Raw genomic sequence first — 22,801 nt, 5'->3', positions numbered from 1 at the left:
TTGAAAAATTCCATGTTACACGTTGCGTTAATAAAATGTCGGTTTTTGGGGGTAATATTTATTATTGGTGGATTAAGTGGCTGTGTCTCGTATAGTGAAAACTGGGATCATATGCCAGCGGTCGGTATTAATGATATAAAAATTACGCCATCAACCATAAATAATGATAGTACGCTAACTACATTACCATCTAGTATTAATATTCAAGCTACGCATGAATATAGTTTAGTTGAGCTCATTGATCTTTCTCAAAACAGTAATCCTCAATTACGAATGGCATGGCAACAAGCTAAACAAGCTGCAATTAATTCAGAACTTATTAAAACAACATTTTTACCGAGAGTCTCGGCAAATGTTGTTGGAGGGTATTTAAAAAATGATTTTGATTTAACTGATTCTATTCATGTGGATACTAATACAAAGAGTATTATTCCTAACCTCTCTTTGCAATGGCTTATTTTCGATTTTGGACAACGTTCAGATCTTTTATCCTCAAATGATCATCTTGTTTCTGCATTAAAATATAATTTTTATCTGGCTAATCAAGCATTTGTTCAAAATGTTACGACAGCTTATTTTAGTTACAATCAGATTGTGAAAGAACGGATTTTTGCGGAACAAGTATTGGATAAAACAGTAGAGATAGAAAAAGCGGTTAAAAAGAAAAATCAATTAGGATTGGCGACATTAGTTGAAGTCGCGCAAGCTGAACAACTGGTTTCAGAATCAAAATTAAATCATGTTCTTAAAAAGAATAATGAAAAAAATAGTTATCAACTGCTATTGAAAGCGATGGGGTTAAATCCATTAATGAAAATAAATATTAAAATGGATGAAAATAGAGTACTACCTAAAAATATCAATGTTTCAGCAGATAAATGGATAGATATAGCTTTGGCAAATCGACCTGATATTTTAGCAAGTTATGAGATGGTTAAAAATACCAAAGCCAATGTAAGTATGATTGAAAAAGACTATTTTCCTAAAGTTTTTTTAGGTGGGAATTTAAGTCGCAATCATTCAAATTGGGGCGTACAGAATTTTTCTGATAGCAATCAAACTAGTAATAACTCTAATGTTTTTTTAGGTATTTATATTCCATTATATTCTGGTGGTAGTAGTAATCTGAAAATTGCACAAGCCAAATCTTTAGAGCAAGAGTCTATTGAGCAGTTTAATAAAATCAAAAATAATGCCGCTAATGAAATTGTTATTGCTATTAATACACTTAATTCTGAATTAGAATCTTATCAATCAGCCATTAATTTAACTAAAACAGCAGAAGTCACTTATAATGCTTCATTCGCATCATATAAGCAAGGATTTGCAACGATCACTCAGGTTAATGAATCTATGAAAGGGTTGATATATGCAAAACAAATCGAATCACAAACCTATACTGCATCACTTATTGCAGCATCAAATCTGGCTTTTTTACTCGGCTTTGTAACTAATAGTGAGCAAATTTTAAATAATCGTTTTTTACCTGCAATACAGTAATAATCGTAGGATAGGATGACTTAATTTAAGTTTGAAAATGAGTTATTTAATATAAGCACAGTTGCTTACATCGACGTTTTATAAATACGCTTTATCCATCAGATTATTTAAGAATAGCATTTTTATTTGTTTTATAACTCGACCGTATTTATGCTAAATATCGATAAATACGGCTGAAATCTAGTAAAATCCTATTAATTTATTATTTTTTTTCTTTCTCCTCAATAGTAATTTTGGCAACATTTTCAACGTTCATACCTTGAGGAAAGTTAAAGGTAAACTCTTGCGCATCATCTTCCAATAATTCTACAGTAACAACGCCTCGACCTATTTCTCTATTTTTACTGTCTAAAGCTTTTGCAATCAGGCGACCATTGAAATTATTATCAGCGATAATATAACTGACTAGGCTAAATCTATTATATTCCGCCTTCTCAGTTGTTCTTGTAATACGAAGTCCCGCAGTTGATATTGAATTTGTTATGTCAATTGGGATAGTTACTTTTTCAGCAATTTCAATTGCATAACGTGTAACTTTAGAGATATCTTTAAAATCAAAGGTGATCTCTTTTGCCGTATTATCGGCAAACCAGATCGTTTGAGCATCACGATTGACTTCATTGCCATCTTTATCATATGCTTTTGCGATTAAACGGCTATTTAATTCTTTTTTGGTAATCACATAAGCAGTCAATTGATTATTGTTTGGTACATCGACTTTTATAAACTGTAAGCCAAGTTCTGATTCAATTTTTGGTGATACATCAATAGTGATATTATTTTCTTGGTAATCTATGACATATTTATCAACTAAATTCGTTTTTAAGACTCTTGGAAAATCAAAAATAATCTCTTTTCCTCTGTTTTCGTCTAGAAATACGATTTGTTCGCTATACCCTAGTTCAGTGCCATTTTTGTCATACGCTTTGGCAACTAATGTACCATTAAATGGTGTTGAGCTTATCAGATAGCAGGTTATGCCATTATTAAGACCTACCTCTAAAAAACCAGATTCTTTAGCACTATTAATTGTTAAGTTAGCTAAATTAGGATTATTTGTTAATTCAACTTGTAATAGATCCCGTTCTTCGCCTTTTTGAATAAATCCATCTTTAAAGCTACCGAATGCGTCACGAACTGAACTACCTAATTTATTTGCTATATTGTCATCGGCATAACCGTGATGGCTTATTAGAGTGGAAATTGCTAGTGTAATGATTTTTTTTTGTTATTTTCATAAGTATATTCCTTAGATGCGTAGTCTTTTATATGATTATTATTTATTATAGTTTTATTCAACTACTGATTTTATCCTGAACAAAAATTAGGTCAATATTCTTTAATAAAATATCTGTTTCAATTATTTATAACGTTTATGATAACGTAATGTTTGCTATACAAAAATCAGTTTTGCCAATAGATATTTTCCTTTAATCGTGAAAACTCTCTATAATAACGTCTCTTTTTATTTTGATATTGTTGAATATGACTACGACAGCGATTGTTAAAGCTCAATTACATCCTCGTAATTTACATAGAGATGGTTATAATTTTGAGCAATTAATCTCAGTTTTGCCCAAGTTAGCTAATTATGTATGCCAAAATGCTTATGGTAATTTGTCTATTGATTTTGCTAATCCTGATGCAGTTAAAATGTTAAATAAAGCCTTACTATTACGTTTTTATCATCTGGACTATTGGGATATTCCTGAACAATACTTATGCCCCCCAGTATCTGGCCGAGCTGATTATATTCACTATTTGGCTGATTTATTAGCAGAAGATCTGGATGGTGAAATACCTCGAGGTAAAACTGTGCGTGTACTTGATATTGGGGTGGGTGCAAATGCGATCTATCCGATTATTGGTCAGGCGGAATATGGGTGGTCTTTTGTTGGTAGTGATATTAATCCAACATCGATAAAAATAGCAACCATGATTGCTGAAATGAATTCAATATTAAAAGGTAAATTAGTTTGTCGCTTGCAAAAAGAGAGTACTGCAATTTTTACAGGGATTATTAAAGCCAATGAACGTTATGCGCTCACTTTATGTAATCCTCCTTTTCATGCGTCAGCAGAAGATGCCTTGCATAGTAGTAGCAGTAAATTAAAAAATTTAGCGAAACACAGTGGTAAAAATATAGCGACTCAACTCAATTTTGGCGGTCAACATAATGAACTTTGGTGTGAGGGTGGTGAAGTTCTGTTTGTAAATAATATGATTGAAGAGAGTGTGCAATATGGTCAGCAATGCTTATGGTTTACTTCATTGATTTCTAAAAAAGAGAGCTTAGCGGCGATTATGTCAAAATTGGAGCAGGTTGCTGCTACAGCGGTAAAAATTGTACCGATGGCACAAGGTCAAAAAGTGAGTCGTTTTGTAGCTTGGAGCTTTTTAACAGTAGCACAGCGTCAGTCATTCTTGGTTAAATAATACGATATATTTAATCCATAACTGACGCTGTTTTTGATCAGTATTTTTCAGCAAAGCTTAATGTTTGTAGTGTTTCTTTTGCTTGTTTAACTCTCACTGGTTGAGGTACCTTGATAATAAAGGTGAGGATAAACGCAAAAATATATAATCCAGTATAGGCCCAAACAACGCCAACAATATCAAAAAATGGTAATACTAACGATGCAACAGCTGGTGCAACAAAGTTACTCAATCCAGCTGATAAATTATAAATAGAGATTGCAGCACCTTGGTGATGCGGTTCGAGAGCTGGAAAGACAGCTGTCATTGGTACAAATGCCGCTACAAAAATACCGAGTAGTACAGCTGGAATTAAGGCGATCAAAAAGTTATGGCCAAAATAGATAGGTAAGTAGTAAAACATTAGACTTGAAATAGCCATACCAATACAGCCAAACCAACGCACTTGCCGAATCCATCCAATATATTCTCCAGTTATTCCCCAAAAAATATTTGTAAAAATAGTGACAAAGAAAAATACAGCCCAGATTTGTAACCATTCTGAGATCGAGAATCCTAATTGATTTACAAATAGTAGCGGCATAATAATTGCAAAACCAAATAGTGAAATAGTATTAATAATCCGAATTAGGCAAGCTAAAAAGATGTTGCGATTAGTAAATAAAATAGTGACAGCACGAGAAAGCTCGGTCAATTTATCTTGCAGTGGAAGATCAACTTTTGATCGATCAACTGGAATATGTCGTAAACTAAAAAATGCTAAAATACCACCACTAAGTACCCAAACAATTGCAAACCAGAGTGTGCCTGTTTCACCGATAACAGGAATACTAAAGCTAGGTAAATAGCTACCAATAACACCGATACCGATTGAGTACATCGCCCAAAACCAGCCGGTTGCTGCTGCTAATCTTGCTCTGGGTACAACTTGCACTAGCAATAACATAAATGAGTAAATAAATAAGGGGTAAGCTAAACCGCGAATACCATAAAAAAGTAACATACAGAAATAATTTTGAAAATCTAAACCGAGTATCATAAATAGGGCATGCATAATAATCCATAAAATGAAACCAATGGTCATTGCTTTCTGTGGTGTAATTACCTCGGCAACAACACCTGATGCCCAAGCTGCAAGGGCTGCTGATAATCCATAAACAGTAAAAACCATCGCTGATTGAGTGGGTGAGAAGCCGAGATCAGTAATGTGTTTTGATAAAAATGCCATCTCAAAACCATCTCCACTCATAAAAATCGCAATAGCAATAAATCCCCAAATCAAATGCTTGGGTAGTCCAAGCCAATATTTTTCATTATTCATAATCCGTACCTTATGTTAACTATGTGGAAATCAATGTTTGTGATTTAGCTGGAGAGTGATCATGAATATCTTTAGCCAGCTATTTATCACGATTTTTATTCTGTAGGTAATAGTGCTCTAGCTGTTTTCTGTTGTTGATAAAGTATTTTATAAACCTGATAACGTTTATTTAGGAATGCTTGTTTGTTTGGCTGTGGAAGGTAGCGTTTTTGAATTTCAGGTTTTTGGCATACGGTCGCTTCATCTCCACCATCGGCTAGCCATGCTAAACGTGCAGCACCTAATGCCCCGGAAGAGCTTGCTGGATGTGTCACAATAGGTATATTTAAAATATCAGCAATAAGTTGTGCCCAGATAGCACTACGCGCACCACCCCCAGTTAAGCTACATTGTAATATGTGCGTATCACCTAACACTGCCATTCCGTCAGCTAAACCAAAAGCAACACCCTCAATAACTGCGTAGCCTAATGCTGCGCGTTCTGTCTCATGGCGTAAAGCAAAAAAAGAACCAGTTGCTTTGGCGTCGTTGTGAGGGGTTCTTTCTCCAGATAAATATGGTAGAAAAATAGGGGCGTGTTTGATCTGCTCTTCAGTTAGTTGTGCTATTTCATCCATCAAAATATTTTCGGTCGTAGACAATAAATTGCATAACCATCTTAAACAGCTTGCTGCACTTAACATGACACTCATTTGATGCCAGCGATGTGGTAAGGCATGGGCAAAGGCATGTACACCGCTATGTGGATTAGCTTTTAGCTCATCATTAACGACAAAAATCACCCCCGATGTACCAAGAGAGATAAATGCATCACCATTATTCACTGCACCTACACCGACCGCAGAGGCGGCATTATCACCACCACCACCAGCAACGATAACGTTATCGTTAACGCCCCACAAGGTGGCAAGATCGGATCGTAATGTTCCGCTAATTTGTGAGCCTTCGATGAGCGTCGGCATTTGTTGACGGGTTAGACCTGTTGCCTGAAGTAATGTATCTGACCAATCTCGTTTGGCGACGTCAAACCATAACGTTCCGGCAGAATCGGACATATCACCAACAAGTGTGCCTGTTAGGCGCCAACGCAGGTAATCTTTTGGTAATAAAACTTTATCTATTTGCGCGAAAATATCTGGTTCATTTCGTGCCAGCCAAAGTAATTTAGGTGCAGTAAAACCGGGCATGACTAAATTAGCTCCGATCGATAAAAATGCTGGGTAATGTTCCATTAACCATTCACACTCTTCGGTACTTCGAGTATCATTCCACAAAATACAGTCACGTAATACGTGCTGGTTTTTATCAAGAATAACCGCACCATGCATTTGTCCAGATAAACCAATAGCACGCAATTTTGACCAAGCTTCAGGTGCTTTTTGTCGAATTGTCGCAATCGATTGATTAGTAGCATCCCACCAAGATTGTGGCGATTGCTCAGCCCAGTTAGGATGTGGTCGATGAATGATTAATGGTATATGACTTGATGTGATAATTTTTCCTGTATTATCGATAAGTTGTGACTTTAATTCCGATGTGCCTATATCAATTCCTAGATACATAAATAAAACCTCTTTTCCAATGCGTTGATGTAAAAAGCGGTCATTAATATGCCGCTTTTCGACATAGTGCTATTACTAAGCAGTCACGATTTAATGGGGTATCAACGTATGATCCCGGCTGAATTAATGATAATTACTGACCCATTGTTCAAGTTTGTTAACCGTTTGAATCATCAATTGATGAAAATCCTTCGATTTAGCTAAATCACCAAATAAAACGTCACTACTCACAAATTGCATTAATGCATCTGGTGCTAGCATCATTTTTTTATGTAGCGGCACATCAAGAACACCATCTTGGTAGGTGTAAGGTAATTGGTTGTTGGCCCATTTTTGGAAAAAGATAAAAAATAGCGCAGGTAGGACGGCTGTTGCTTGTGGAATAATATCTTTTTGATAACATTCGGTAAGGGTTGGCGTTATGAATCCAGGTATTTTTGATAGTCCATCAGCCGCGACTCGTTGATTAGTATCTTTGATATACGGGTTACTAAAGCGTGCGAGTACAACATCACGATATTTTTCTAAATCTAATGGGCTTGGTGTTAAACAAGGAATAACATTTTCTGTGACATACTTCCATGCCATTTCATGAATCGGTTTTATAACAGTACTTTCATCAATATAACTCAGACCAATAAGGGTTCCAGCCCAAGCAATACAACTGTGGCTTGCATTTAGGATTCGAATTTTAGCCTCTTCCCAAGGTAATACAGAATCCACCATTTCAACATCAACTTTTTCAAGGTGTGGTCTGCCGTTAATAAAATTATCTTCAATAACCCATTGAATAAAAGATTCACCCATTACAGGTACTTGATCATCAATACCAGTGGCAGCCTTTACTCGCTCAGCAATATCTGGTGTTGGTCTTGGTGTTATTCTATCAACCATCGTATTGGGTGACGTTGTGTGTTGTGTCACCCATTGTAGAAGTTTATGGTTATTTTTTTGTTGTAAAAATGAAAGGAAGCCATGACGGAAACGTTCACCATTATGGCGTAAGTTATCGCAATTGAGTAGAGTAACCGGTTTACCATGTAAAGCGACTCTAGCTTCGAGGATCTTTTCTAATGCACCATAGATTGTACTAGCTCTACCTTTTAAATCAGTTTGAATATCGGCTTGGTTGAGATCGAGTTCATGTTGTGGAGTCAAGTAGTAACCGGCTTCTGTTACTGTAAAAGCAATTACTTTTGTATTTTCTTGACTACCTTGTTCAATTAATGCACTGAGTTTTTCATCCCACGGAAGAATTTTTTTAATTGAAGTGATTGTTTCATAATTCCTTTCACCTTCAGGTGATACGGTTTCTAAGACATATTGTCCGTGTTGCTTGGCTAATTGATTTAATAAGGGAGATACGTCACCGCGGATATTACCTAAAGCAATATACCATCTATCATCCCCCTGTTTAATGAGACGATGAAGGTACCATGCTTGATGGGCTCGATGAAAAGATCCGGCACCAATATGCATCCAAACTGATTTATGATTCATTTTTTTCTCCATTTTGAGTATTTGTTTAATCAAAGAGTAATTGCTCATTTTTTTATAGTTTAGATTATCGTTTTATTAAAGTCTGAGATTATGATCACATTATCAACATTTGCTCATTAAATGGTATTTGCTCAATAATGTTGTTGGAAGATTTATAAATGAGACTAAATAGTGTAAAATTTACTTATTAATCACTTATTTGCTTTAGTACTTTATGTCTTATTTATATCGTGCTTTAGATTGATTAAGACATTAATCCCTATTAAAATTAGGTTTAATTATGCGTAAATAGCGAGCGAGTATATAAATGAATAAAGAAAATAAGAAACAAGATTTAGCGGCTAGAGTAGCATGGTTATATTATGTAGCAGGAAAAACACAATTAGATATAGCCAGTATTTTAGGTATTTCTCGCCAAATTGCTCAACGTTTGTTGTCAGCAGCAAAAGAGCAAGGTTTAGTGAATGTACAAATTATTCATCCTATTAGTGAATGCTTAGAACTTGCACAGAATTTAGCTGATAAATATAAGCTTGATTTGGTGAGGGTTGTGCCTTCTAAAGGGGCTGATCTACAAAGTATTAATGATATGCTCGCTCAAGAAGGTGCTGATGTTATGGGAATGTTCACTCATCAATCTAAGCCTCAAATTATTGGTATCGGTTCGGGCAAAACATTACGTAATATTATTGATGCACTTCCTCTAAGTGAGGATTCACAACATGTAAGTGTCTCATTAATTGGTGCAATTGCTCGCGATGGTTCAGCTACACGATATGATGTCGCATTAAAATTAGCGGAAAAAATAGCCTGTAAATATTTTATTATTCCTGCTCCACTCTATGTCGATCAAGCACAAGAAAAGCAGAGTTGGTGCCAGCATAGAGCCTATCAAATCGTTAAAGATAAAGCCCAACAATCTGATGCCTTTTTTATTGGTATTGGTGAAGTCGGATTAGGCTGCCCATTAAATACTGAACAATTTATTACTGATGAACAAGTTAATCAACTCAACGAACTTGGCGCAGTCGCCGAAATTTTAGGATATTTTATTGACCAAAATGGTAAACCGGTTGTTAGTGAATTTAATGATTTAACAACAAGTATTCGTCTGCCTGCTAATTCAGATTACAATGTTATTGCATTTGCAGCGGGTGAACATAAATATAGTGCTATCAGGGCGGCACTTAAGGGGCAATATTTGAAAGGGTTGGTAACCGATGAAATGACGGCACTTAAGTTGATCAAAGAGTTAGATTGATTAAGTCTCAGATTAATAACCTATTTTACTTTTTATAAAATAGGTTATTTTATTAGTACTATTAAAGCATTTTTTTTAGTTGGTACAGTACATCTAACGCCTGTTTTGGTGTTAATGCATCAGGATCGACTTTTGTTAATGCGAGTTCTACTTCAGATTGTTCTGGCGTACTCATTAATGACAACTGCGAGCTGTCTACAGGGATCTCTGTTGAATTTTTTGATAGCAGTTCTAACTCTTTTAACTTTTGTTTAGCTCGTCTTAAAATTGTATTTGGTACCCCAGCAAGTCCTGCAACTGCAATACCATAACTTTTACTGGCTGGACCTTCCTCAACGGAGTGTCTAAAGGCGATAGTATTATCATGTTCTATTGCATCAAAATGTACGTTGTAGATACTAGCAATTTTTTCTGGTAATTGTGTCAGTTCAAAATAATGAGTCGCAAATAACGTCATAGCTTTGATCTGATTGACTAGTGTTTCAATACATGCCCAAGCGAGAGATAATCCATCATAGGTTGAGGTACCTCGACCAATCTCATCCATTAATACTAAGCTATGTTCGGTTGCATTATGCATAATATTGGCAGTTTCTGTCATTTCCACCATGAATGTAGAACGACCGGATGCTAAATCGTCAGAAGCCCCAATACGAGTAAATATACGATCGATTGGGCCAATAATTGCTGATGTAGCTGGGACAAAACTACCGATGTAACTTAATAGAACGATAAGTGCTGTTTGCCGCATATAGGTACTTTTACCACCCATATTGGGGCCAGTTATTATCAACATTTTACGTTCTTGTGATAAGTTTAATGAATTAGCAATAAAAGGTTCTTTCAATACTTGTTCAACAACTAAATGGCGCCCATTTTCAATATGAATACCTTTTTTATCGACCAGTTTAGGAGAACAGTAGTTTAAACTATACGCGCGTTCTGCCAAATTAGTTAATACATCCAGTTCCGCCAGGGATTCTGCGCTGTTTTGCATTGCAGCTAAATGAGGTAATAGCAAATCAAACAGTTGATCATAGAGCGCTTTTTCTAAAGCTAAGGCTTTACCTTTTGAAGTTAAGACTTTATCTTCATACTCTTTAAGTTCCGGTATAATATAGCGTTCAGCATTTTTCAAGGTTTGTCTGCGAGTATAATGAATTGGAGCTAAATGGCTCTGTCCGCGGCTAATTTGAATATAGTATCCATGAATTGCATTATAACCTATTTTTAATGTATCAATGCCAAGTGATTCTCGTTCACGTATTTCTAATTGATCGAGATAGCTAGTTGCTCCAGCTGACAAGGCTCTTAGTTCATCAAGTTCGGCATTATAGCCCTCAGCAAGGACTCCGCCATCACGAATTAAGACTGGTGGCGTTTCAATAATGGCTTGATTAAGTAAATTCGCAATATCGGTAAAAACATTAATTTGATGACGAAGCGCTAATAAATAGGGGTTGTGTAGCGTACTGAGTTCCTGTTGTAACGTTGGTAAAATATTATAAGAATCTCTTAATCTAGCAAAATCACGTGGGCGTGCTGAACGTAATGCTAATCGGGCCAGAATTCGTTCAATATCACCAATCTGTTTTAATAATGGTTGAATACTATCATATTGTTGTTGTAATTCGGCGATTGATGTTTGTCGTTGATTTAAAACTAATAAATCGCGTATAGGGGCATGTAACCAACGTTTCAGCATACGGCTGCCCATCGCCGTCTGGGTTTTATCTAATATTGCGGCAACGGTATTTTCTGCTCCGCCAGAGAGATTTTCGGTAATTTCTAAATTACGTCGAGTTGCCGCGTCAAGCACTACAAATTTATCGGGTGAAACTTTGGTTATTGCTCGAATATGGGGAAGAGCGGTTTTTTGGGTATCTTTGACGTATTGTAATAAACAGCCTGCTGCTTTTAGAGCTTTTACTGCATTTTCAACACCAAAACCGATTAAGTCTTTGGTGCCAAATTGTAAATTGAGCTGCTGCTTAGCCGTACTTAATTCAAACTCCCATAAGGGTCTACGTCTTAAACCATGACGGTCATTAATTAAATCCATACTAGCAAAACTTTCAGGATAAAGTATCTCAACGGGATTGGTACGTTGAAGCTCTGCTTGCATCGCTTCTTTACTGTTACATTCAAATATATTAAATCGACCCGAACTGATATCCAACGTAGCATAACCGTAGCCTTCAACTTCTAACCAAATTGCCGCTAATAAGTTATCTTTACGATCTTCAAGTAACTGCTCATCGCTTACAGTTCCTGGTGTGACAATTCTAACAACCTTACGTTCAACGGGTCCTTTACTTGTTGCTGGATCGCCAATTTGTTCACAAATTGCAACGGATTCACCTAATGAAATCAGCTTAGCTAAATAACCTTCAACTGCATGATAAGGTACTCCAGCCATTGGAATCGGTTCGCCAGCTGAGGCTCCACGCTTGGTTAATGATATATCCAGTAGTTGCGAGGCTTTTTTAGCATCATCATAAAATAACTCATAAAAGTCTCCCATACGGTAAAACAATAGAATGTCGGGGTTTTCTGCCTTCAGTTTTAAATACTGCTGCATCATCGGTGTGTGATTAACTAAATTTTCATTATCATTCATGGTGATGTTTCAACTTTTTATTTATATTTCAATGACTTTATTCAATTTATTGGTCTGATCCTGTATGACAAAATAGCATAAATTTGAGCATAGCTAGGATAAAAATTCTATTTTTACCAAATTCATCGCATTATAACCGATAATTGTTTTATGGCGGAGTGCTATTTTAGGACACGGTGTAAAATCTATTATAGCGGCTGCTATATAGGGATAGAACATTCACTGAACATTATCATAAAATTAAGTAAAAATAATTAATTTGGTATTTAGATCACATAATATAAACATATTATCGATTATCTTTTGTGTATTATTTTTTAATCTATTATATTGGGATTAGTCTTAATAAAAATAGGGTTAAATAAGGAGGTGAGATAAAGATTGTCTACTATAGTTAGATAAGAACAAATTAGATAAGAGAATCGATTTTAAACTTATCGAAGATTATCAAGGATTGAAACTGAAAATTTGTTTGATAGCCATCAGATAATGGTTGGCTTATTATTTTTTAACAATAACCAAAATTAGATTTTAGTTTTATTGCTATAGACCTGCCTATTTAGCTTTAAATTAAGTTAAAACTTACGAATATCTTTATTGATAATATCCATTAGTTATGAGTATAGTAGCCTATTGAGATAGATTTAAGAGGTTAATACTTTAGACATATGCCGTATTGTTCTTCGAGTATAAAAGGGCGATAAGTTCAATTGAGTCTATAAATAAATAGCGTATAATACTGGTTTTATTTGCTTTTTTAGTCGGTATTATGATTCAGTTAACTGATAAAAATTCTCCATTACATGAAAAATTAGAGATCGGGATATTACTTGCGATTGTAGGTGGTTTTTTGGACTCGTACTCTTTCTTGTGTTATGACGGGGTCTTTGCAAATGCTCAAACCGGTAACATGGTATTGTTAGGTATTTCATTGATGAATGGAGATTATATTCATTTCTTAAATTATCTAATTCCTATTATTGCCTTTTCATTAGGAATTTTAATGACTGAATATTTATTGAAACATGTTTCTGCCTATTTTTTTATTTTAGTATTAATTATTCAAATTGTGATGCTATTTATTATCGCATTTTTACCCAGTTCAATGCCCTCCGTGATTATTACTTCCTCTATTTCATTTATGTGCTCAATTCAAATGGGAAGCTTTCGTAACATCTGCGGATCGCCTTATGCCAGTACAATGTGTACTGGTAATCTACGTTCCGCAATGACCTTACTGTTTGCGGCAATAACAACTAGAAATAGTAATGCCTTGGTGCAGAGCTTACGCTATTTAGTTGTGATCTTCTTTTTTTGTGTTGGAGCTGTGATTGGCGCGATCTCTGTACATGGGTTGGGGCGCTTATCTATTTTGATTTGTTGTTTATTATTTGCTGTTTTGTTGATATTAATTAGTTATCAACTATTATCGACTAAACTTCATGGGAAATAGTACGATTAAAAAGAGAGACTAAAATTTATTATTCATTTAATATAGTCTTAATTTATTAAAATGAATTCATGTTTATGCAATAATTTTATTGCTTATCGGTGTGGGAAATTCGATGTTTAAATTATTAATGGATTGGTATCGTAGACGATTTAGTGATCCGAATGCAGCATCATTAGTTATTACGATTGTTGTCCTCTTTTTGTCGATCTACTTTTTTAATAAAATATTACTTCCTATTATTATCGCTATCGTGTTGTCTTATTTATTAAATACTCCAGTCGATTTTCTGCATAAAAAAGGTTTACCAAGGACCTTATCGGTATCTATTGTACTGTTACTGTTTATTTCATTAGTTTTACTCGGGATGGTTATTTTGGTACCGTTAATCTGGCAGCAAGGTGTCAGCTTAGTTCGTAATATTCCAAATATGTTAACCTTTTTTAATAATTTTTTAACGACTTTACCTGAGCATTATCCTGAGCTAATTGATGTCGGTTTATTTGATGCGGTTATTCAGAGTGTTAAAGATAAAGTGGCACAAACCGGTAACTCATTATTACAGTTCTCTATAGTATCGATATTTAGTTTAGTTTCTGTTATTTTTAATGCTGTCATGATCCCGATTATGATGTTTTTTTTATTAAAAGATAAAGATGCTATTTGGGGATACTGTTCTAAATTATTACCACGTAATCGTCGAGTATTGAATAAAGTTGCGGCTGAAATGGATCAGCAGATTGCTAATTATATTGTTGGTAGCGTATTACATATTATTATTTTATTTACCGTTAGCTATATTGTGTTTTGGTTTCTGGGACTTGATTATTCACTGTTATTAGCTTTTATTGTGGGTATTTGTGTATTGATTCCTTATGTCGGTATCATTATCTCAACAATTCCAGTGATTATTGTGGCGCTTTTCCAATGGGGAATTAGTACTGATTTTGGTATTTTAATATTTGCCTATATTGTGATTCAAATGCTTGATGGTAATGTGATTGTGCCACTACTTTATTCAGAAAAATTAAATCTTCATCCATTAGTTATTATTGTAGCAACATTAGTTTTTGGTGGTTTATGGGGTTTTTGGGGGATCTTCTTTGCGATTCCACTAGCGACATTAGTGAAAGCAATTATTAACGCCTGGCCTAAGAATGAAAACACTAAGCAACAAGTTGAAAATGGCTGATTCTTGATAAGATTAAGTGCTGTATCGTACTGAATATAAATAAAAAGCGCAAAATTTGCGCTTTTTTTATGACGATGATAATGCTTACTTATTAGTGTGGCTCTTTAAGTAATTTAGGACAATTTCATGATGGTTACTGGTTTTAAAATCATCAAAAACGCGTTCAACTTTACCATCTTTACCGATTAAAAAACTAATTCGGTGGATACCATCATAAGTTTTACCCATGAACTCCTTCTCTCCCCAAACACCAAATTTTTGCGCAATTTGATGATCTTCATCAGATAATAAGGTGAAATTTAATAGTTCCTTTTCAGCAAAACGAGATAGTTTTTCTGGTTTATCGGTACTAATCCCTATAATAGCGACATCATATTTTTTTAATTCATCAAAATTATCACGTAAGTTACAAGCTTGTACAGTGCAACCCGGTGTCATTGCTTTTGGATAAAAGTAGATCAAAATGCGCTGACCTTTATAATCTTTAGAGCTAATCTCTTCTCCATCTTGATCAGGAAGTGAAAATGGTGGCGCTTCATCACCTGCATTAAGTGGGTTAATCATATTATTCTTACCTATACAATAATTATGTTATCTAAATGTGTTAAAAAAACGGTCTGTAGCATCAATAGTACGATTAATATCTTCATTACTATGAGCTAAGGACATAAACCCTGCCTCAAAAGCCGATGGAGCAAAGTAAATCCCTTCTTGCAGCATATGATGATAGAATTTTTTGAATAATTCAACATTACTTTGCATGACATCAGAATAAGTGGTGACTTCTTCCGCAGTTGTAAAGAATAAGCCAAACATTGCACCGACATGATTGATAATTAGGGGGACATTATTCTTTTTAGCTACGTAGGTTAGTCCATCAGCAAGTTGAGTTGTTAAACTATCTAATTGTGAATAAACACCGACTTGAGTGAGTAAATTTAGGGCAGTATAACCAGCTGTCATCGCAATTGGATTACCTGATAATGTTCCTGCTTGGTAAATAGGGCCGACTGGTGCAAGTTGTTGCATAATATCAGCTCGTCCACCGAATGCACCTACGGGCATTCCTCCACCGATAACTTTTCCTAAGCAAGTTAAATCAGGTGTAATATCGTAATACTCTTGAGCGCCACCTAAAGCAACTCTAAAGCCAGTCATAACTTCATCTATAATTAATAATGCACCATACTGATCACACAGACTTCGTAAACCGTGTAAAAATTCAGGCTTAGCAGGAACACAGTTCATATTGCCAGCGACAGGCTCAACGATAATAGCGGCAATATCATTAGGATATTGTTCAAAACAGCGTTGCACTGACTCTAGATTGTTGTAGTCACACACTAAAGTATGTTTGACAAAATCTTCTGGTACGCCAGGTGAAGTTGGATGGCCAAAAGTTAATGCCCCAGAACCCGCTTTCACTAATAAGTAATCGGCATGACCATGATAGCAGCCTTCAAATTTAATAATTTTATCGCGGCCGGTAAACCCTCGAGCAAGACGAATTGCACTCATGGTAGCTTCAGTGCCAGAGTTCACCATGCGTAACATTTCAATAGAAGGCATGATGCTTGTTACTAAATTAGCCAATTTCACTTCAATTTCTGTTGGTGCTCCATAACTTAATCCATTACGGATAGCTTTACATACAGCATCAGCAATATCAGGATTGTTATGACCTAAGATCATAGGGCCCCATGAACCGACATAATCAATATATGCTTTACCATCGGCATCATAAATATATGCACCATCGGCTTTTTCAATAAATAGCGGTGTACCACCTACGCCATTGAATGCCCTAACTGGCGAGTTTACACCACCTGGCATCACAAGATTAGCTTGTTTATAAAGAGACTGAGATTTGTTCATTACCGATTCTCATAGCAACATAAAGTGTGTATTTATTCATAAAATTAATGAGAATTCAAGTTCCTTGATAAGGAATTAACTAATTTTACTAATTAGTATTATTTGTAATTGTATATTTAGTCCTTATCTATAATGTTATATAATACCGCAATTGCGTTTATTCATTCTATTGTTTGCGTAGCATTAAGTTACTTAATATTTATGATGAGTGGCGAGGATATCGTTAATATTACTTTGTTTTAGCTGAATAAAATGAAGAGTAGCAGGAGAGAAATATGAGTGATGCATTACCATTAGTGTTTACTGATGCAGCTGCAAAAAAAGTAAAATCATTGGTTGAAGAAGAACAAAATCCAAATCTTAAACTACGCGTCTATATTACAGGCGGTGGATGTAGTGGGTTTCAGTATGGTTTTACGTTTGATGAGAAAAGTAATGAAGATGATCTTGTCATTGAAAAAAACGGTGTCGCGTTAATCGTTGATCCAATGAGTTTACAGTATTTAGTTGGTGGCACAATCGATTATACCGAGGGATTACAAGGATCACGTTTTGTGGTTGACAATCCAAATGCCACAACAACTTGTGGCTGTGGTTCATCATTTAGCGTTTAATTAACCTATCACAACTCCTGTAACGAGTTACAGGAGTTCACTATCCGACTATCGACTTACCTAAAATAACCAGATCTCGATGGTTATTGTCTAGTATAGCAACGTTTGGTAAATATCCCCATTGTTGATAACCCATTTTATTAAATAAGCTTAAACTTGGTAGATTATGAGCAAATATATAACATAAGATATTTTCAATATTATGTTCTAATGCAAAGCGTTCAACATATTGAACCGCAGATTGACCGATTTTTTTTCCCCTAAAATGAGTATGAATATACAAACTTATTTCTACTGTCTTGGCATAAGCAGGTCTACCATAAAAAGTAGATAAACTAACCCATCCACATGGTTTATCTTGGTAACTAATGAGCCATAATGGTCGAGCTTGAGCATTATGAGCGTCAAACCAAGATTTTCGACTTTCGATAGTGACAGGTTCTGTATCTGCGGTAACCATTCTACTTGGAATCGTCTGGTTATAAACATCAACAATAAAAGCTAAATCACATATTGTAGCGTGTTTAAAGGTAATATCGGTTGTTAAATTACTCATGGTAACAAATCTTTAATGAATAAAATCATGATGTCTATTATGTGATGAATTATATCAGTTGGGAATAGATCGTTTATAAAAATATTTTGCTGAGATGCACTCACTGTTATGGTAAATCTTAGTCAATTAAAAGAGTAAAAAAACTGCAATTTGATTAAAAAAATATCATAAAATGGATTATTTACCCTTATACTATCACCCATAATCTCTTTTCGTGTTGTTATGATGATGCCAAGTCAAATAGAAATTTTTGCTATTACGAGTCCGTGTAAAAGAGTATGTGAGACGGATAAACAAGGTTACTGTTTAACATGCTTTCGTTCGCGGGATGAACGTTTTAATTGGTTAAAGTTTTCTGATAACCAAAAACAAGAAGTACTTCGACTTTGTCGACAAAGGGCGTTAAGGAAACGTTATTACTTATATCAGCAACAAAAACAACTTGAATTATCAATGCAGCATAGCAGTAATGGACAATTAGACTTACTTTAATGCTGAGTAAGTCAGCATTAAACTTTATCTGTATAATTTGGTGTTTGTTAATTAAGCTTTTTTAACAAAGCAGGCTTTAAGCATTACTTTCATTCCATCCATTTTACAATCGATTTCATGATCGCCTTCAACCAAACGAATTCCTTTTGCTTTTTCACCTTTTTTCAATACACTCGAAGAACCTTTCAATTTTAAATCTTTAATTAAAATAATATCGTCACCATCAGCAAGTAAATTTCCGTTACTATCTTTGACAATTAAGGTATCGTCATGTGTGGTTAGGGCAGTTGGGTCCCATTCATGAGCGCATTCTGGACAGATATATAGGGCACCATCTTGATAAGTATGTTCGGACTGACAAATAGGGCAGTTAGGCATTGATTCCATAGATTTTTTTGACCTTAAGTATTAATAATTTTGCTAAACTATACCAAAAAATCGTTATGAAGTCATGTAAATCGACTCTCTTAAGCTAGAGAATGATGTTAACAATATTGAAAATTGTGATAGTCAGGAGTAGCATTAAACCATGTAACTCTTTTTGATACAGTAAATTATGAAAATGTGTATTGCTTGTGGTATGCCTATGACGCAGATAGCCGATTATCCTAGGTATGATATTTCTAAAAATTATTGTAAACTTTGTGCCAAATCAGATGGTTCAATGAAAAGCTTCGATGAAAAATTGGAAGAGTTAACATTGCGCTATGTAGAAGAGCACTCTATGGATTATCAGGTAGCGAAAGAGACCGCTCGAATTATTTTAAAGAAATTGCCTGCATGGAAGAGATGGTAGTAAGCAATTTTAGTTCGTTATTTGTATAAAGTTTATATCATTTCTTTTTCTAACCATTATAATATTCGATAATATCAGAGTGATATATCGTAGTTTTATAGGGTAGTTAAATAATGGTCACTAAAATAATAAATATAATAAAATGTCCTCGTTGTAATAGTACCTCACGTGCACCTATTGCAGAATATTTTTTCAAATGTAAACAATGTGGTAATAGCTATTATTATAATATTAATGATAATAACGGTTCATTTATTAACGCAGCACCATCACACCAGAAAAATAATCGACTAGTTGGGTTTATTATTATTGGTACATTGATATTTTTGATTATCTATGCGGGTATTAGCCTATTTAATCAAAACAATCGACATCAACCAGTTGAAAATGAGATCATCGATATTACGCAAAGTAATGATGATTATGCGACAGAATCCTTAAACACAATGCCATTTAATGCCCAAACTTATGCTAGAACGGCATTTGTAGTGTATCGGGATCCTACTGATAATAGTAGCTATTTATTTCGTGCTGACTTTTTAACTGACAATAACGATCGTAATGATCAAAATGTTGTTTCGATTAAACGACAAGAGGGGCAATTGGTTGCCTATGATACATCGAGCCAAAAAATTATTGCTAATTTTAATCAACTCAATGACACCCCTTTATCATCAGATGCTGCTGTGCTTTATAGTGATATCGATAGTGTTATCATTAAAAATAACGTGAATGGCGATTACCAATTAGAAATGCTTGATGCATATACTGGTGATATTGTATGGACTTTATCTGATAAGGAAGTTGCAGGTATTAATAATCTAACTGAGAAATATCTACTTGATGAGAAGAAGGGCATTAAACAATTTGAAGATGATTTTATTATCGATTTACCACCTAATTATTATCTTATTGATAAAAAAGGGAATATTGTTGATTTTGGACTACTAGATTGATTTTTCTATTGCTGACAATTTATTAATGAGGTATTTCGAAAATAAAATAGGACAAGCGTAAAAATAATAAGAAATTACAAAAGGGAATAAAATGAAAGAGAATTTAAAAAAGAAGCAGTTAATTATGTTATTAGGCCCACTGTTATTTTGTAATAATAGTGTTTTGGCGGCAGAATATACTGGTAGTAGCACGATATATGGTAGTGGCTTTGATGATTATGATAGCATCACGATTAATACCACTGAGACGGGGGGGATAGCGCCTCTTGCCGGCTATGGATTATATAATGTGACGGGCACACTAAAAGAGGTGAGTATTACGACCTCAGGCAGTAAGGCAGATGCGCTTATGCTGAGATCATCGTCAAATTTAACTATTGGCGATAATCTAAAAATAATCGCAACTGGTAGTTCAGCTGATGGTATCAATGTTGCTATCACTGGCAGTTCGTTATTAAAAGTAGGTAATGATGCAGAGATTAGTATCGCGAAAGGTGTTGGTGTTAGAGCTAATTTATCTATTGGTGGTGGTAATAATTCAATCATTATTGGCAATAATTTGAAAGTCACGACAACTGGAAATGGTTCAAATATTACCGATGCCGAAGGTTATGCGGTTTATGCGGGAAATCGTGATTATGAAACTGTAAATATGCCTGCTGCGAATAGCGCATATATCTCTATTGGTGATGGTAGCTCATTAACGACATCCGGTACGAGCGCTCATGCTGTTTATGCTAATAAAACCGGTTCGATTAGTTTAAATAGTACCAATATTACAACAACAGGAAAAGGTGCTCATGGTTTATATGCTGCAAATGGTGATATAACACCAAATTATTCTTTTTCGTGTATATTTGGCAGTTGCCCTAAAACCAGTCTGAGTGGGGGGAAGATCCTCTTATTCGGAGATACCAAAATCACTGTTAATACTGATTATGATGGTACTAGCCAACAAAGTTATGCTATATACAGTTCGGGTGCTGATTCACTGATTGCTTCAGCAGGTGATCTTAATGGTTCTATTAATCAAAATATTTACACGATCACGGGCGATATGAAAGCCGATAATGCCGGAACCATTACGCTAACAATGAATGACGGCTCTATTTTTAACGGTAATACAACGGTTGATGATGTAAGTAATCTTGATCTCCGAATTGCTGGAGCTAATAGTCAATGGAACATGTCCAAGTCATCGTCACTCTCTTATTTAGATTTAGATGGGGCAACCGTTTCTATTGGTAAACAAATCGATCTTTTAGATGGTAGTAATGATATTACGTTAACTGTTGATGAGTTATTAGGCAATGGTATATTTAATATGCGTACCACTATTGATGGAATAAATAATTATCATGATTTACTGAAAGTCACGGAGTCCAATATGGCCTCAGGTCACCATACTATCGCGATTAACGATAGTCATACAGGCAGCACAACCGTAGATGGTAGTGAACGTGTACAGTTAGTGCAGACCGAAGGTGGTGATGCGGTATTTACTGGTACGACTGATGTCGGTGGCTATATTTATGAGCTTGGTCAGGGTGATGCTACTTTAGGTGAAAGAGATTCTGATTGGTACTTAACCAGTAAGAAAAAAGAGAATGGTGGAGGCGAAAACTCTAATACCGGTGATAATTCGGCTAATATCGCTAGTATCAACTATTTAATGAATTACATTGAGAACCAAACGTTATTACAACGTATGGGTGAACTTCGCAATACGAATAACCAAACTGGAGATGCGTGGGGAAGAGTTTATAGCGGTTATATTGATTCATTTGATAACCATAATTTGAAAGATAAAAAATTGCGTTATAGCGGTTTCCAATTAGGTGCTGATAAAAATATTGATTCGACAGAATTATGGGATATCTATATTGGGGTTGTCGCTGGTATGTCCAAGGGGATGACTGACTTCAATGTTGGGGACGGTAGTACCACTTCTTATTATGCTGGTATTTATGGTACTTATAAAGAGTATAACGGTTTCTATTTAGACTTTATGGCCAAGTATATGTATATGGATAATAAATTCAATACGACGACTTCAGGCGGTTATGCGGTAAATGGCAGTGGCCACTCAAATGGACTAGCGGTTAGCCTTGAAGGGGGGAAACGTTTCTGGCTAAATGGTAAACCAACTATTGATGCGGGAAGTTGGTTTATTGAGCCACAGGGACAATTTACTTATGGCTACCAAGGAAGCTCTTCAATTGATTCTAGCAACGGTCTAAAAACAGAACTGAGTCAATTTAACTCATTCTTAGGTCGAGTTAGTACTTTATTTGGTTACACGACTTATGATCAAAAACAGAATCAGGTAGATGTTTATGCTAAATTCGGTTATGTCAAAGAGTATGATGGTGATACTTCGTATCAGTTCAATCAGGGCATAAAAGAGTTTTATAGCTTCAAAGGTCACTGGATTGATATGGGACTGGGGGTTAATGCCCAAATAGCTGGGCACCATAATATTTATGCTGATTTAAATTATGCAACGGGTGATGCTTTCAATATTCGTCAAGTCAATATCGGCTACCGTTATAATTTTTAACCTCATGTCGTTTTCGACTTTCGGGTAAACAGTGTTATCGTTTACCTGAAAGTCTCTTCTTTGTATATTACATTTCTATTTTCCGTAAACAGGGTATTGGACATTGATTA

The 22,801-nt window shown here is 35.1% G+C and carries 19 protein-coding genes; 10 read left to right on the top strand and 9 right to left on the bottom strand.

Annotated elements, in window-relative coordinates:
• Nucleotides 1-1,500 (top strand): TolC family protein, encoded by a 1,500-nt coding sequence (locus RHO11_03410; GenBank protein WVD62186.1) that lies wholly within the window; start codon nt 1-3, stop codon nt 1,498-1,500.
• 202 nt (nt 1,501-1,702) lie between these two features.
• Here the strand turns inward: RHO11_03410 and RHO11_03405 are convergent, their stop codons facing one another.
• Entirely contained in the window at nt 1,703-2,182 is a 480-nt protein-coding gene (locus RHO11_03405) for a hypothetical protein (GenBank protein WVD62185.1), read from the bottom strand.
• Nucleotides 2,183-2,985: 803 nt separating this feature from the next.
• On the opposite strand from RHO11_03405, the gene rlmF reads away from it, so the two are divergent.
• Nucleotides 2,986-3,936 (top strand): 23S rRNA (adenine(1618)-N(6))-methyltransferase RlmF, encoded by a 951-nt coding sequence (gene rlmF / locus RHO11_03400; GenBank protein WVD62184.1) that lies wholly within the window; start codon nt 2,986-2,988, stop codon nt 3,934-3,936.
• 37 nt (nt 3,937-3,973) lie between these two features.
• Here rlmF and RHO11_03395 read toward each other — a convergent pair whose 3' ends face one another.
• From RHO11_03395 to RHO11_03385, 3 genes are all read right to left on the bottom strand, one after another.
• Nucleotides 3,974-5,257 (bottom strand): MFS transporter, encoded by a 1,284-nt coding sequence (locus tag RHO11_03395; GenBank protein ID WVD62183.1) that lies wholly within the window; start codon nt 5,255-5,257, stop codon nt 3,974-3,976.
• Nucleotides 5,258-5,352: 95 nt separating this feature from the next.
• Nucleotides 5,353-6,819, bottom strand: a complete 1,467-nt coding sequence (gene xylB, locus RHO11_03390) for a xylulokinase (GenBank protein WVD62182.1) — start codon at nt 6,817-6,819, stop codon at nt 5,353-5,355.
• A 123-nt stretch (nt 6,820-6,942) separates the two neighbouring features.
• On the bottom strand, nt 6,943-8,319 hold the full coding sequence (locus RHO11_03385; GenBank protein WVD62181.1) for a mannitol dehydrogenase family protein: 1,377 nt from the start codon (nt 8,317-8,319) through the stop codon (nt 6,943-6,945).
• Nucleotides 8,320-8,626: 307 nt separating this feature from the next.
• Between RHO11_03385 and RHO11_03380 the strand changes: the two genes are divergently transcribed.
• Nucleotides 8,627-9,580 (top strand): sugar-binding transcriptional regulator, encoded by a 954-nt coding sequence (locus tag RHO11_03380; GenBank protein ID WVD62180.1) that lies wholly within the window; start codon nt 8,627-8,629, stop codon nt 9,578-9,580.
• A 61-nt stretch (nt 9,581-9,641) separates the two neighbouring features.
• Here RHO11_03380 and mutS read toward each other — a convergent pair whose 3' ends face one another.
• Nucleotides 9,642-12,200 carry a DNA mismatch repair protein MutS gene (mutS, locus tag RHO11_03375; GenBank protein WVD62179.1) on the bottom strand — a complete coding sequence of 853 codons (2,559 nt, stop codon included), beginning with the start codon at nt 12,198-12,200 and terminating at the stop codon, nt 9,642-9,644.
• Nucleotides 12,201-12,969: 769 nt separating this feature from the next.
• On the opposite strand from mutS, the gene RHO11_03370 reads away from it, so the two are divergent.
• The gene (locus tag RHO11_03370; protein WVD62178.1) at nt 12,970-13,653 is read left to right on the top strand and encodes a YoaK family protein; all 684 of its coding nucleotides are present in this window, start codon (nt 12,970-12,972) and stop codon (nt 13,651-13,653) included.
• 112 nt (nt 13,654-13,765) lie between these two features.
• Nucleotides 13,766-14,842, top strand: a complete 1,077-nt coding sequence (locus RHO11_03365) for an AI-2E family transporter (protein WVD62177.1) — start codon at nt 13,766-13,768, stop codon at nt 14,840-14,842.
• A gap of 84 nt (nt 14,843-14,926) precedes the next feature.
• On the opposite strand, the gene bcp is transcribed toward RHO11_03365, so the two are convergent.
• Entirely contained in the window at nt 14,927-15,406 is a 480-nt protein-coding gene (gene bcp, locus RHO11_03360) for a thioredoxin-dependent thiol peroxidase (GenBank protein ID WVD62176.1), read from the bottom strand.
• 27 nt (nt 15,407-15,433) lie between these two features.
• Complete coding sequence (hemL, locus tag RHO11_03355; protein ID WVD62175.1) at nt 15,434-16,717, bottom strand: glutamate-1-semialdehyde 2,1-aminomutase; 1,284 nt, start codon at nt 16,715-16,717, stop codon at nt 15,434-15,436.
• A gap of 275 nt (nt 16,718-16,992) precedes the next feature.
• Between hemL and erpA the strand changes: the two genes are divergently transcribed.
• Complete coding sequence (erpA, locus tag RHO11_03350) at nt 16,993-17,331, top strand: iron-sulfur cluster insertion protein ErpA (protein WVD62174.1); 339 nt, start codon at nt 16,993-16,995, stop codon at nt 17,329-17,331.
• Between the two features lie 40 nt (nt 17,332-17,371).
• Here the strand turns inward: erpA and RHO11_03345 are convergent, their stop codons facing one another.
• Nucleotides 17,372-17,887: an N-acetyltransferase family protein gene (locus RHO11_03345; protein WVD62173.1), complete on the bottom strand. Its 516-nt coding sequence runs from the start codon at nt 17,885-17,887 to the stop codon at nt 17,372-17,374.
• 222 nt (nt 17,888-18,109) lie between these two features.
• Between RHO11_03345 and RHO11_03340 the strand changes: the two genes are divergently transcribed.
• Complete coding sequence (locus RHO11_03340; protein ID WVD62172.1) at nt 18,110-18,379, top strand: DUF1289 domain-containing protein; 270 nt, start codon at nt 18,110-18,112, stop codon at nt 18,377-18,379.
• A gap of 51 nt (nt 18,380-18,430) precedes the next feature.
• Here RHO11_03340 and RHO11_03335 read toward each other — a convergent pair whose 3' ends face one another.
• Nucleotides 18,431-18,766 carry a zinc ribbon domain-containing protein YjdM gene (locus RHO11_03335; GenBank protein WVD62171.1) on the bottom strand — a complete coding sequence of 112 codons (336 nt, stop codon included), beginning with the start codon at nt 18,764-18,766 and terminating at the stop codon, nt 18,431-18,433.
• 169 nt (nt 18,767-18,935) lie between these two features.
• On the opposite strand from RHO11_03335, the gene RHO11_03330 reads away from it, so the two are divergent.
• From RHO11_03330 to RHO11_03320, 3 genes are all read left to right on the top strand, one after another.
• A complete protein-coding gene (locus tag RHO11_03330) occupies nt 18,936-19,175 on the top strand; it encodes a zinc ribbon domain-containing protein (protein WVD62170.1) in 240 nt (79 codons plus the stop codon).
• A gap of 113 nt (nt 19,176-19,288) precedes the next feature.
• Nucleotides 19,289-20,131 carry a hypothetical protein gene (locus tag RHO11_03325; GenBank protein ID WVD62169.1) on the top strand — a complete coding sequence of 281 codons (843 nt, stop codon included), beginning with the start codon at nt 19,289-19,291 and terminating at the stop codon, nt 20,129-20,131.
• 91 nt (nt 20,132-20,222) lie between these two features.
• Nucleotides 20,223-22,691 (top strand): autotransporter outer membrane beta-barrel domain-containing protein, encoded by a 2,469-nt coding sequence (locus RHO11_03320; protein ID WVD62168.1) that lies wholly within the window; start codon nt 20,223-20,225, stop codon nt 22,689-22,691.
• Nucleotides 22,692-22,801 lie beyond the last annotated feature (110 nt).

It is taken from the genome of Orbaceae bacterium BiB, from assembly GCA_036251205.1.
Classification (GTDB): Bacteria; Pseudomonadota; Gammaproteobacteria; order Enterobacterales; family Orbaceae; genus Orbus; species Orbus mooreae.
The sequence above is the reverse complement of the archived record's forward strand: the minus strand, read 5'-3'. Positions and strand labels throughout refer to the sequence as shown.